Source organism: Shigella flexneri 2a str. 301 (genome assembly GCF_000006925.2).
GTDB lineage: Bacteria > Pseudomonadota > Gammaproteobacteria > Enterobacterales > Enterobacteriaceae > ECMA0423.
In genome coordinates this window covers 374,561-386,999 of sequence record NC_004337.2, presented here as the reverse complement: position 1 = coordinate 386,999, position 12,439 = coordinate 374,561, and the positions used below count along the sequence as shown (strand labels likewise).

Here is a 12,439-nt window from a genome sequence, read left to right as displayed (position 1 = left end):
TTTTCTCACCACCCAGTTGTCACTTTAATGATAATTATTTGTTAAATAATTGTTTTATTTCGCATTGGTTATACCAATTGCCCACCAAGACTCCTTCTGCACTCCCCTTTTGTTATAAGTAAGCGCCCCATCAGCGACGTCTTGTGAAAATTGTCCTGTCTGGCAACAATCGCGCCCATCTATATTGATGGACACGAACGATGAATTCCCAGACAACAAAAGATATTCCCTGCTTCCGTTCTTATTTGCCTGATGCCCTGCGTTTAAGATTTGAAGATAAACTGACCATCCGGGCCATCGCTCAGCGTCTGGGTCTCAGTCATTCCACAATACATACGCTTTTTCAGCGATTTCTTGCATCCGGTATCGCATGGCCATTGCCCGATTCAGTTTCATTCGCTCAACTTGACGCCATCCTTTATGCCAACAGAAAGAAGGAATTAACAGAGCCTCAAATCAGAGAAGGCTCATGGCGAAAAGAACGGCGAACCAGCTATAGCCGTGAATTTAAGGTCCGTCTGGCTAAGCAGGCGTTACAGCCTGGGGCTGTTGTTGCCCGGATCGCCAGAGAACACGATATCAATAATAACCTGCTGTTTAAATGGAAAAGCCAGTACGAGGACGGCTTACTGAGCGATGATGACATACAGGAATGCATGCCTGTCCCGGTGGCACTGACTGATACGCCGGAGCCGACCAGACCAGTTACAAATCCCTTCTGGCGTAACAAGCATGATGAGCGCCCTGAGGGGGCTCCCGGAAACGTCCCACGGTGCGAGCTGCATCTTAAATCAGGTGTGGTAAAACTGTTTGACCCTCTCACTCCGGAACTGTTACGGGCGCTAATCCGCGAAATGAAAGGGGGTATCCGATGATAACGCTGCCGACCGGTACCAAAATCTGGATCATCGCTGGCATCACAGATATGCGTTGTGGCTTCAATGGCCTGGCTTCGAAGGTGCAGAACACGCTGAAAGATGACCCGTTCTCCGGGCATATCTTCGTCTTCCGGGGCCGCAGTGGCAAAATGGTGAAAATACTGTGGGCCGATCGTGACGGGTTATGCCTGTTCGCCAAACGCCTGGAACGGGGCCGCTTCGTCTGGCCGGTGACCCGGGAAGGGAAAGTGCACCTGACGCCAGCTCAGTTATCCATGCTACTGGAGGGGATCGCGTGGCAACATCCCAAACGGACAGAACGGCCTGGCATCCGGATATAACCCGTGATAAAACAAGGGAATGAACAATGAACTCCCCGATGATATTGAGCTGCTTAAAGCCATGTTGCGTAAGCAACAGAGTCGGCTTCGACAGTATGCCTGTCAGGTCGCGGGCTATGAGCAGGAAAGGTGCACGCAGATGACACTCCGGTGAAAGTACTGGCCCCGGGGAACGGAAAGACGAAAACGGGTCGTCTGTGGGTATACGTCAGGGATGATCGTAATGCGGGTTCATCCCTGCCGGCAGCCGTCTGGTTCGCGTATTCGGCAGATCGCAAAGGAGAACATCCGCAGCTCCACCTGGCAAAGTATCAGGGCGTACTGCAGGCTGATGCCTATGCAGGTTATAACGTACTGTACGAAACGGGCCGGGTGAAGGAAGCCGGGTGCCTGGCCCACGCCCGCCGAAAAATCCATGACGAGGATGTGCGCCGTCCGACAGAAATGACTCAGGAAGCGCTCAGACGGATAGCAGAGTTATACGACATAGAAGCGGAGATACGTGGCAGTCCGGCAGAGGAACGGCTTGCAGTCAGAAAAGCCAGAAGCGTCCAGTTGATGCAGTCGTTGTACGACTGGATACAGTTGCAGAGGAAAACGCTGTCGAAACATGCGGAGATGGCGAAGGCGTTCGACTATATCCTGAATCACTGGAATGCGCTGAACGAGTTCTGTCGTGACGGCCGGGTGGAAATAGACAACAACATCGGTGAAAACGCGTTACGATCGGTGGCGGTTGGAAGAAAAAATTATCTCTTTTTCGGCTCAGACAAGGGAGGAGAAAGTGCGGCGATCATCTACAGTCTGCTGGTCACCTGCAAACAGAACGAAGTGGAGCCGGAGGACTGGTTGCGCGAAGTGATCGAGAAGCTCAATGACTGGCCGTCGAACCAAGTGCATGAACTGCTGCCCTGGAACTTCTCGTCTGTAAAATAATCCTTACGCTACGTACTTCTCGGGGCGCTTACAATGAAATCGCTTTCCCGGCGAACACTCCGGTGTACTTCAAAGTGACCTCCAACTCCGTGATGAACTCCTTCTTCATTCCGCGTCTGGGTAGCCAGATTTATGCCATGGCCGGTATGCAGACTCGCCTGCATCTGATCGCCAACGAACCCGGTACTTATGACGGTATCTCCGCCAGCTACAGCGGGCCGGGCTTCTCAGGCATGAAGTTCAAAGCTATTGCAACACCGGATCGCGCCGAATTCGACCAATGGGTCGCAAAAGCGAAACAGTCGCCGAACACCATGTCTGACATGGCTGCGTTCGAAAAACTGGCCGCGCCTAGCGAATACAACCAGGTGGAATATTTCTCCAACGTGAAACCAGACTTGTTTGCCGATGTGATTAACAAGTTTATGGCTCACGGTAAGAGCATGGACATGACCCAGCCAGAAGGTGAGCACAGTGCACACGAAGGTATGGAAGGCATGGACATGAGCCACGCGGAATCCGCCCATTAAAGGGGTTGAGGAAGAATAAAGATGTTCGGAAAATTATCACTTGATGCAGTCCCGTTCCATGAACCTATCGTCATGGTTACGATCGCTGGCATTATTTTGGGAGGTCTGGCGCTCGTTGGCCTGATCACTTACTTCGGTAAGTGGACCTACCTGTGGAAAGAGTGGCTGACCTCCGTCGACCATAAACGCCTCGGTATCATGTATATCATCGTGGCGATTGTGATGTTGCTGCGTGGTTTTGCTGACGCCATTATGATGCGTAGCCAGCAGGCTCTTGCCTCGGCGGGTGAAGCGGGCTTCCTGCCACCTCACCACTACGATCAGATCTTCACCGCGCACGGCGTGATTATGATCTTCTTCGTGGCGATGCCTTTCGTTATCGGTCTGATGAACCTGGTGGTTCCGCTGCAGATCGGCGCGCGTGACGTTGCGTTCCCGTTCCTCAACAACTTAAGCTTCTGGTTTACTGTTGTTGGCGTGATTCTGGTTAACGTTTCTCTCGGCGTGGGCGAATTTGCGCAGACCGGCTGGCTGGCCTATCCACCGCTATCGGGAATAGAGTACAGTCCGGGAGTCGGTGTTGATTACTGGATATGGAGTCTCCAGCTATCCGGTATAGGTACGACGCTTACCGGTATCAACTTCTTCGTTACCATTCTGAAGATGCGCGCACCGGGCATGACCATGTTCAAGATACCAGTATTTACCTAGGCATCACTGTGCGCGAACGTACTGATTATTGCTTCCTTCCCAATTCTGACGGTTACCGTCGCGTTGTTGACCCTGGATCGCTATCTGGGCACCCATTTCTTTACCAACGATATGGGTGGCAACATGATGATGTACATCAACCTGATTTGGGCCTGGGGCCACCCGGAAGTTTACATCCTGATCCTGCCTGTTTTCGGTGTGTTCTCCGAAATTGCGGCAACCTTCTCGCGTAAACGTCTGTTTGGTTATACCTCGCTGGTATGGGCAACCGTCTGCATCACCGTGCTGTCGTTCATCGTTTGGCTGCACCACTTCTTTACGATGGGTGCGGGCGCGAACGTAAACGCCTTCTTTGGTATCACCACAATGATTATCGCCATCCCGACCGGGGTGAAGATCTTCAACTGGCTGTTCACCATGTATCAGGGCCGCATCGTGTTCCATTCTGCGATGCTGTGGACTATCGGTTTTATCGTCACCTTCTCGGTGGGCGGTATGACTGGCGTGCTGCTGGCAGTACCGGGCGCGGACTTCGTTCTGCATAACAGCCTGTTCCTGATTGCGCACTTCCATAACGTGATCATCGGCGGCGTGGTCTTCGGCTGCTTCGCAGGGATGACCTACTGGTGGCCTAAAGCGTTCGGTTTCAAACTGAACGAAACCTGGGGTAAACGCGCGTTCTGGTTCTGGATCATCGGCTTCTTCGTTGCCTTTATGCCGCTGTATGCGCTGGGCTTCATGGGCATGACCCGTCGTTTGAGCCAGCAGATTGACCCGCAGTTCCACACCATGCTGATGATTGCAGCCAGCGGTGCAGTACTGATTGCGCTGGGTATTCTCTGCCTCGTTATTCAGATGTACGTTTCTATTCGCGACCGCGACCAGAACCGTGACCTGACTGGCGACCCGTGGGGTGGCCGTACGCTGGAGTGGGCAACCTCTTCCCCGCCTCCGTTCTATAACTTTGCCGTAGTGCCGCACGTTCACGAACGTGATGCATTCTGGGAAATGAAAGAGAAAGGCGAAGCGTATAAAAAGCCTGACCACTATGAAGAAATTCATATGCCGAAAAACAGCGGTGCAGGTATCGTCATTGCAGCTTTCTCCACCATCTTCGGTTTCGCCATGATCTGGCATATCTGGTGGCTGGCGATTGTTGGCTTCGCAGGCATGATCATCACCTGGATCGTGAAAAGCTTCGACGAGGACGTGGATTACTACGTGCCGGTGGCAGAAATCGAAAAACTGGAAAACCAGCATTTCGATGAGATTACTAAGGCAGGGCTGAAAAATGGCAACTGATACTTTGACGCACGCGACTGCCCACGCGCACGAACACGGGCACCACGATGCAGGCGGAACCAAAATCTTCGGATTTTGGATCTACCTGATGAGCGACTGCATTCTGTTCTCAATCTTGTTTGCTACCTATGCCGTTCTGGTGAACGGCACCGCAGGCGGCCCGACAGGTAAGGACATTTTCGAACTGCCGTTCGTTCTGGTTGAAACTTTCTTGCTGTTGTTCAGCTCCATCACCTACGGCATGGCGGCTATCGCCATGTACAAAAACAACAAAAGCCAGGTTATCTCCTGGCTGGCGTTGACCTGGTTGTTTGGTGCCGGATTTATCGGGATGGAAATCTATGAATTCCATCACCTGATTGTTAACGGCATGGGGCCGGATCGCAGCGGCTTCCTGTCAGCGTTCTTTGCGCTGGTCGGCACGCACGGTCTGCACGTCACTTCTGGTCTTATCTGGATGGCGGTGCTGATGGTGCAAATCGCCCGTCGCGGCCTGACCAGCACTAACCGTACCCGCATCATGTGCCTGAGCCTGTTCTGGCACTTCCTGGATGTGGTTTGGATCTGTGTGTTCACTGTTGTTTATCTGATGGGGGCGATGTAATGAGTCATTCTACCGATCACAGCGGCGCGTCCCATGGCAGCGTAAAAACCTACATGACAGGCTTTATCCTGTCGATCATTCTGACGGTGATTCCGTTCTGGATGGTGATGACAGGGGCTGCCTCTCCGGCCGTAATTCTGGGAACAATCCTGGCAATGGCAGTGGTACAGGTTCTGGTGCATCTGGTGTGCTTCCTGCACATGAATACCAAATCAGATGAAGGCTGGAACATGACGGCGTTTGTCTTCACCGTGCTAATCATCGCTATCCTGGTTGTAGGCTCCATCTGGATTATGTGGAACCTCAACTACAACATGATGATGCACTAAGAGCGGCGGTTATGATGTTTAAGCAATACCTGCAAGTAACGAAACCAGGCATCATCTTTGGCAACCTGATCTCGGTGATTGGGGGATTCCTGCTGGCCTCAAAGGGCAGCATTGATTATCCCCTGTTTATCTACACGCTGGTTGGGGTGTCACTGGTTGTGGCGTCGGGTTGTGTGTTTAACAACTACATCGACAGGGATATCGACAGAAAGATGGAAAGGACGAAGAATCGGGTGCTGGTTAAAGGCCTGATCTCTCCTGCTGTCTCGCTGGTGTACGCCACCTTGCTGGGTATTGCTGGCTTTATGCTGCTGTGGTTTGGCGCGAATCCGCTGGCCTGCTGGCTGGGGGTGATGGGCTTTGTGGTTTATGTCGGCGTCTATAGCCTGTACATGAAACGCCACTCAGTCTACGGCACATTGATTGGTTCGCTCTCCGGCGCTGCGCCGTCGGTGATTGGCTACTGTGCAGTAACCGGCGAGTTTGATAGCGGCGCAGCGATCCTGCTGGCTATCTTCAGCCTGTGGCAGATGCCTCACTCCTATGCCATCGCCATTTTCCGCTTTAAGGATTACCAGGCGGCAAACATTCCGGTATTGCCAGTGGTAAAAGGCATTTCGGTGGCGAAGAATCACATCACGCTGTATATCATCGCCTTTGCCGTTGCCACGCTGATGCTCTCTCTTGGCGGTTACGCTGGGTATAAATATCTGGTGGTCGCCGCGGCGGTTAGCGTCTGGTGGTTAGGTATGGCTCTGCGCGGTTATAAAGTTGCTGATGACAGAATCTGGGCGCGCAAGCTGTTCGGCTTCTCTATCATCGCCATCACTGCCCTCTCGGTGATGATGTCCGTTGATTTTATGGTACCGGACTCGCATACGCTGCTGGCTGCTGTGTGGTAACAAAACCTCTCTATTAAAAAGGTGCTACGGCACCTTTTTATTGTCTGAGATCAGAGATACGGCTAATAACCGTATCTCTTGACAGAGTGAGCAGATGCACATAAATTAATCATACGGTTGATAGCCGTATTATGTATGAGATCGACTCCCTACGATTTCATTCAGTTAATCAAAGAAGTCATAATGCCTGGAAAAACAGCCGCTCTATACGATGTCGATAAAACGCTGAAAAATGCGCGGGTCGAACTCAAAACTAGTCCCGACGCCAAAAACAAACTTCGTGAAGCTGCGCAAGCCGTTGGGGTAGATTTAAGCGCTTTTATTTTGAGCGCTGCTATGGAACGCGCCGAAAGTGTGCTTGATAACCAACGTCGCCGTGAGCTTTCGAATCAAAGCTGGGAACTGATGAACCAACTCATCGCTGAACCTGCTCAACCGACGCTCGCCCTCAAGGCGTTAATGAAAAGGAAAAACAGCGATGGTCGACAAGCATGAAGAGATTACTCTGCCCATAGTCCTCTCCTGTAATTATCAGTCTGATATTACTTATCCTGGGCAAAAACAGTTTGATTGCGGTAACCCTGTTATCGATAAATTTGTACGCGCTACGCGCATCGCTAAAGAAAAGTGTGCGTAATAGCGACTGTGCGGCTAAAGCACTTATTGACAGACAAAGTGGTGAACTGATTGGCATCTGTACTTTTACGGCATATTCGCTGGAAAGACAACGCGTTTCTGGCGTCCTTCAGGGTTCACAACCTTCAGAAATTGGTGTTGTCAGATTAGTCATGTTGGGGGGAGCGCGGAAGTATCAAAAGCGGGGCTTTGGTCAGGACCTACTATGTGATTTTTTTGAACATGTAAAAAAAATTCACCCGGCATTACCAATTAAAGGGGTTTATCTTGATGCTGACCCTGCCGCCATTAACTTTTATGCTCGTCTCGGCTTTGTTCAGCTTTCAGCGACACCAAATGCTTTTGGTGCTGTACCTATGTTTTTGGCGATTCAGCATATTCTCGCGGCTTAGATTATTATCGCCACCCGCCAGGGCAAGTTTTGGGTAATGACTCCAACTTACTGATAGTGTTTTATGTTCAGATAATGCCCGATGACCTTGTCATGCAGCTCCACCGATTTTGAGAACGACAGTGACTTCCGTCCCAGCCTTGCCAGATGTTGTCTCAGATTCAGATTATGTCGCTCAATGCGCTGAGTGTAACGCTTGCTGATAACGTGCAGCTTTCCCTTCAGGCGTGATTCATACAGCGGCCAGCCATCCGTCATCCATACCACGACCTCAAAGGCCGACAGCAGGCTCAGAAGACGCTCCAGTGTGGCCAGAGTGCGTTCACCGAAGACGTGCGCCACAACCGTCCTCCGTATCCTGTCATACGCGTAAAACAGCCAGCGCTGACGTGATTTAGCACCGACGTAGCCCCAATGTTCGTCCATTTCAGCGCAGACAATCACATCACTGCCCGGTTGTATGCGCGAGGTTACCGACTGCGGCCTGAGTTTTTTAAGTGACGTAAAACCGTGTTGAGGCCAACGCCCATAATGCGTGCACTGGCGCGACATCCGACGCCATTCATGGCCATATCAATGATTTTCTGGTGCGTACCGGGCTGAGAGGCGGTGTAAGTGAACTGTAGTTGCCATGTTTTACGGCAATGAGAGCAGAGATAGCGCTGATGTCCGGCAGTGCTTTTGCCGTTACGCACCACGCCTTCAGTAGCGGAGCAGGAAGGACATCTGATGGAAATGGAAGCCACGCAAGCACCTTAAAATCACCATCATACACTAAATCAATAAGTTGGCAGCATTACCTTCGCTTAATTCCATATAACTGGACGATTACATTAGAAGTAAACTATACTTTTTATGAAATATCAGGGATAAATTATTCACATGGAAAATACATCATGTACAAATCATTATTTACTATTATCATTCTACTGTATAGCGCCAGTTCATATGCAAAAAGCGAATCCCCTCCCGCAAGCACTATAACTTTCATTGCACAAATCGATCATGTTGAGCTAAATAAAACAGCATTATCTCATGATATGAAACTCGTTCTTGCCGATCGTTTTTATTTCAAAACCAGTAATCCTTGCGAAACAAATTCAATTTCTGCTCGACCAGAATCAATGGATATTACTGACAAAGCCTATGCCGACAAATTAAAAAAATTAGAAACTCCTTTTCTTGATGATCGCTATTTCTTTATGACCATCAATCAGTGTGACGGTAATGGCACTCCCATGCTGACAGACATAAAAGTATGTACAACAGAATTATGTGGTGCTGAATATACAAAGAAAATGTCTACTGTATGGCTCGATGAAACTTTAAAACCAACTGCTAAACGTCTGGCAATTTATTTTATTCAATCTCCTTTACCCTATGACGAGGAGAAAAAACAATGGAAAGTCACCGGATGGTATATCTCATCAACTGATAATCAGTCTTCAACTAAACAGATTGCATTTGAAGGATATACAGACACAGATAACCTCTCCGATTCTAAATTTATTTCTTCATTTAAATCCTGGTTTGAAAGTGGAAAGATAAAAAACATTGCTAACTATAATCCAAAAGGAGAAAGAGATGGAAAATACGAAAGTTATTACAATAGCAATGGTAACGTCTATGAATCTCTAAGTTTTTCTAATGGTCTTATCAACGGTGAGTTTATTACATATTATGAAAATGGGGCCATTGAAAGTAAACGTCATTTTAATAACGACAAAATTAAAGATGGTGAATGCCCTCATTTTTATGAAGATGGGAAAATCAAACAGCAACATAGCTATCTGAATAGTAAACTCGATGGTCCTGCATATGAATATTATCCTGATGGCAAACTCATGCAGGAAAATTTCTATCAGCAAAGTGTGTTGATTGGAAACGATACCAGTTACTACCAATCCGGAAAAATAAGCTCTATACACAATAGAAATTCCCGTGGTCAGTATGATGGAGCTAACGAACGTTATAGTGAAGAGGGTAAGTTACTGTCTAAATCCGTCTATAAAGACGGAAAACAAATTTCTGTTCAAACCTGGTATGAAAATGGGCAGAAAGAAGAGGAGAAACATTTTGATGAGCAAGGCCAATTAAATGGTCTGGTTAAGCAATGGTATAAAAATGGTAATCTTGCAAAATCACAAAACTATAAACATGACATACTCGATGGTAACAGTGAAGAGTGGTACGAAAATGGCATCCCTGAAAGTTTGTACCCTTATAAGAATGGAAAAACCGACGGCATTGCCAAATCATGGAATAAGTATGGTAAATTAACCTATTCAATCGAATACAAAAATGGCGTAGAGAATGGGGCATATCGTAACTGGAGCAAAAACACAGGTAAACTAACCAAAGAAACCCTGTACGTCAATGGTATCAGACAGGGAGTGGAAAAAGAGTTTAACGATCGCACAGGTAAACTATTAACCTCCACGCAATATGTTAATAATAAAAGACATGGTACGGAGGAAACTTATGATCAAAACGGAATAAAATATATTACATGCTATCAAAATGATCAGAAATTATCGTCTTTAGACAATCCAACACAAATAAAAGATAATGCAACAACAGGCGATTCCAGTGCTCAATTTGCATTAGGGAAATACGAATTCATCTGTGCAAATATAGATGAAGGGATTAAATGGTTAACCAAATCTGCAGAGCAAAAAAACACTGATGCGATATACTTTTTAGCTACAGCCTACAAAGGCAATGGTATACCTGCAAACAATGAAAAATACCTAGCATATCTGCAACAAGCTGCAACACTGGGCAGTAGTAATGCCCAGGCGGAAATTGGCTATTTATATCTCATCGGAAAAGAACTACCACAGAATCTTCCTGATGCTGGTGTCTGGTTCAAAAAAGCAGCTGCACAAGGTAATTTTGCCGCACATTTCTATCTGGGAAGGATGTATCAGAATGGTGACGGCGTTGAGAGAAATATGGAAAAAGCCAGGTTTCATCTATCTAATGCGGCAGAAGGTGGAATAGAACCTGCGCTTAAAGCATTAAATGAACTTGAACATCAAACAAAATAAAGCGCTCAGGGACCACGTAAGGTTCATCAAACAGAAAAGGATATAGTTTGCGATGAAAGCGAAATCTACTTTGTTATTAATGATTTTATCTGTTTTTTATTCTCATCAGGTTTTATCCAGCGAACCCACTCAGCCGGATGTTTATTCTGTCGTCGAGAAAAAACTAAACTCTGCTTTACCTCTGGAAGAAAATACCACCTTCAGATCGCAGGCTGAATGGTTTAATTTGCAATATGAATTATTAGTATCTGGCTACCCTGAACGTGCTTACAATTTACTGAGCAAACTTGAGACAGAATCGAAAAACGCTAAATATTATCTGGATTTAACTGCCTCCAGAGTCGCTGAAGAAGAAGCACCAGAGACAGCCTTAACTTTTTTATCAAAAATTGGGTTAAATAAACCGGCTACTCTTACATCCTTTGAGAGCTATATCAATAGCTGGATAAAAAGCAAACAACCCGAAAAGGCTATGCAGCTTCTCAGCCTCGATGAGAATGCCCTGAATTATTATTTACCGACTGTGTTAGTCGCATATCAGATCGTTCCTGATAAGGCAATAAGTATTTATAATTCTGTATATGGAGATAATGTTGTTATACCCTATCAGCAAGTCACCATGTTACTTACAGTTGCGGAGGGTTATCAAACAAAAGGCGATATAAAAAACGCCATTCATTATGCCGATAAGGCGCTGAATATGTTTGATAAAGCTATTGCTGTAGATAGCAGTCGTGAATCCCATTATAGTGATGAGTATTTGAAACTCATGAATATCTACGCCGCCAATGGCAACAAAGAAAAAGCGGTGGTTTTATCTCAACGTCTACACAAAGCCATTACCGAATCTCAATCGAATTACTTAAGTACTCTGGAAGGAATTTTATTGTTTTATAGAAATAATGATATGCAGCAAGACTATCAAAACAGCCTTTCAAATTACATAGTATTTATCGATAAAATTTTTGCCTTTTCCCCATCAACAAGAAGTGAATTAAGCCTCATTAATTTATTAAATTCATTAAATGAGGTGGAATTGATGAGAAAACGTCTGGCGTTTCTGATGACAGCACCAGAATACGCTTGTTATAATAGTCAGTATTGTTATGAAGACAAAGTCAGCGCATTAAAAATCCTGTATCGTCATCATGACAATGAGCTAATGGACAAATATTTCACGACTCTTCTTAAAGAGATCAGTAATCAACCATTAGAAGACTGGGATATAATAATAAGTAATACTGGTGAAAAATTTAGTGAAGTGGGTCTAACCAAATATGCTCAACATCTCGCATCTTTCGCTGAAGAATTTTATATAAAAGAGCAAAAATCACATTCTGAAAGTGAAATGAGAGGACTATTTTCATCACTTGCCGAATTATATAGTTTTGGTAATGATACTGCCAGCGCAAACCGAGTGTTCCATCAGCATGTCCCTGCCTTCAATACAGATCATATGATTCAATATTTTATAAATGCCAAAGAATGGAACAATGCCAGGGAATTATTGATAAAAGAGGAAATGTTGGGTATGCATAATCTGATATTGTTGGAGAATATTTGTATGCAAAAAAATGCAGAATGCATGGCACACATTACCTTTACGCTTAATAAATTAACAACACAACCAGCAATAACAAAAATAGATAGCGTGGGTAATGAGCAACTTTATCAGATTGGCAAAATCTACCATAAGTTGGAAATTAAACCTGAGCCAGAGCAACAGGTTTTAATTCAGTCGCTTTATGACCGGGCATCAGGAAGCGCCTCTGCAACTCAATAAATGCATGGTCAAAAGGGCCACCACGGTGGCCCTGACAATCAGTAGC

Annotated in this window: 9 protein-coding genes, 3 pseudogenes and 5 other annotated features; of the genes and pseudogenes, 11 read left to right on the top strand and 1 reads right to left on the bottom strand. The window is 46.5% G+C overall.

All coding sequences use genetic code 11. The features are described 5' to 3' along the window. Positions 1-118: 118 nt before the first annotated feature. Positions 119-1,347, bottom strand: a mobile genetic element (partial). The 9 genes and pseudogenes from SF0376 (at position 201) to SF0367 (ending at position 7,598) form a co-directional block, all read left to right on the top strand. Further along, positions 201-875, top strand: a complete 675-nt coding sequence (locus SF0376) for an insertion sequence element ISSfl4 transposase (protein ID NP_706325.1) — start codon at positions 201-203, stop codon at positions 873-875. (Overlaps the previous feature by 675 nt.) Beyond that, a complete protein-coding gene (locus SF0375) occupies positions 872-1,219 on the top strand; it encodes an insertion sequence element ISSfl4 ORF2 (protein NP_706324.1) in 348 nt (115 codons plus the stop codon). (Lies within the feature at positions 119-1,347.) Before SF0376 ends, SF0375 begins: the two co-directional genes overlap by 4 nt. Beyond that, positions 1,340-2,187: a mobile genetic element (partial), on the bottom strand. Continuing rightward, positions 2,188-2,685 (top strand) — a sequence feature (Similar to Escherichia coli K12 cytochrome o ubiquinol oxidase subunit II gi: 1786635 (316 aa). BLAST with identity of 98% in 165 aa. This CDS has been truncated. The sequence has been checked and is believed to be correct.). Next, positions 2,188-2,685: pseudogene (cyoA, locus tag SF0373) on the top strand. (Overlaps the previous feature by 498 nt.) Positions 2,686-2,706: 21 nt before the next feature. Then, positions 2,707-4,698: a sequence feature (Similar to Escherichia coli K12 cytochrome o ubiquinol oxidase subunit I gi: 1786634 (664 aa). BLAST with identity of 99% in 663 aa. This CDS contains an in-frame stop codon. The sequence has been checked and is believed to be correct.), on the top strand. Next, a pseudogene (gene cyoB / locus SF0372) lies at positions 2,707-4,698 on the top strand. (Overlaps the previous feature by 1,992 nt.) Then, entirely contained in the window at positions 4,688-5,302 is a 615-nt protein-coding gene (gene cyoC / locus SF0371) for a cytochrome o ubiquinol oxidase subunit III (RefSeq protein ID NP_706322.1), read from the top strand. Before cyoB ends, cyoC begins: the two are co-directional and overlap by 11 nt. Continuing rightward, positions 5,302-5,631, top strand: coding sequence for a cytochrome o ubiquinol oxidase subunit IV (gene cyoD, locus SF0370; RefSeq protein ID NP_706321.1), 330 nt, complete (start codon positions 5,302-5,304; stop codon positions 5,629-5,631). Before cyoC ends, cyoD begins: the two co-directional genes overlap by 1 nt. Positions 5,632-5,645: 14 nt before the next feature. Continuing rightward, positions 5,646-6,533, top strand: a complete 888-nt coding sequence (gene cyoE / locus SF0369) for a protoheme IX farnesyltransferase (protein NP_706320.2) — start codon at positions 5,646-5,648, stop codon at positions 6,531-6,533. Positions 6,534-6,716: 183 nt separating this feature from the next. Next, positions 6,717-7,028, top strand: a complete 312-nt coding sequence (locus SF0368) for a hypothetical protein (RefSeq protein NP_706319.2) — start codon at positions 6,717-6,719, stop codon at positions 7,026-7,028. Then, positions 7,012-7,598 (top strand): annotated as a pseudogene (locus SF0367). The gene SF0368 and the pseudogene SF0367 overlap by 17 nt, the downstream one beginning before the upstream one ends. After that, positions 7,594-8,361, bottom strand: a mobile genetic element. It overlaps the preceding pseudogene by 5 nt. On the opposite strand, the gene insB reads toward SF0367, so the two are convergent. Continuing rightward, complete coding sequence (gene insB / locus SF0366) at positions 7,609-8,112, bottom strand: insertion element IS1 protein InsB (RefSeq protein NP_706317.1); 504 nt, start codon at positions 8,110-8,112, stop codon at positions 7,609-7,611. Its footprint overlaps the feature before it by 504 nt. Positions 8,362-8,456: 95 nt before the next feature. Between insB and SF0365 the strand changes: the two genes are divergently transcribed. Together SF0365 and SF0364 are read left to right on the top strand one after the other, a co-directional pair. Beyond that, positions 8,457-10,610 carry a hypothetical protein gene (locus SF0365; RefSeq protein NP_706316.2) on the top strand — a complete coding sequence of 718 codons (2,154 nt, stop codon included), beginning with the start codon at positions 8,457-8,459 and terminating at the stop codon, positions 10,608-10,610. Between the two features lie 52 nt (positions 10,611-10,662). Beyond that, entirely contained in the window at positions 10,663-12,393 is a 1,731-nt protein-coding gene (locus SF0364; protein NP_706315.1) for a hypothetical protein, read from the top strand. Positions 12,394-12,439: the final 46 nt, after the last annotated feature.